The following is a 503-nucleotide window of genomic DNA, read 5'->3' as shown; positions in this document are numbered from 1 at the left end:
TGTGGCGACGTGACCAGCTTGATGGTGGGCGAGCGCTGGGTTCATCTGGCCATCGTCATCGATTTGTTTGCTCGCCGGGTCATCGGTTGGGCATTTTCGCTGGTCAATGACGCCAACTTGGTCAGCAAGGCGCTACGCATGGCGACAGAGGTTCGAACGTGCCCTGCGGGGCTGATGTTTCACTCGGATCAGGGCTGTCAGTACACCAGCCGCAAGTTTCAAGAAGAACTGAAGCGTCGTGACATATTGCAAAGCATGAGCCATCGCGGGCAGTGCTGGGACAACGCTCCAACAGAGCGATTTTTCGGCACGCTGAAATCAGAATGGGTGCCTCGTAGTGGCTACAGCAAGATCGAGGAAGCCAAAACCGATATGGTGCGCTTCTTCATGTACTACAACCGCACCAGGCTCCACAGCTACAACAACTATCTGTCGCCAATAGCCATGGAGCAAAAAGCGGCATAAACACCGTAACCGGTGTCCGGGATTACTTGACCAGTTCA

At 54.5% G+C, this 503-nt stretch carries 1 protein-coding gene; it reads left to right on the top strand.

Annotation, left to right across the window (positions count from 1 at the left end; all coding sequences use genetic code 11):
- On the top strand, nt 1-465 hold a 465-nt coding region (locus tag AC1RS8_RS28035; protein ID WP_493164252.1), incomplete at its 5' end, for an IS3 family transposase.
- Between the last annotated feature and the right edge of the window lie 38 nt (nt 466-503).

The organism is Pseudomonas sp. GW821-FHT12A04, assembly GCF_058807755.1.
Note: the sequence above shows the minus strand (reverse complement) of the source record. Positions and strands in the feature narration are given on the sequence as shown.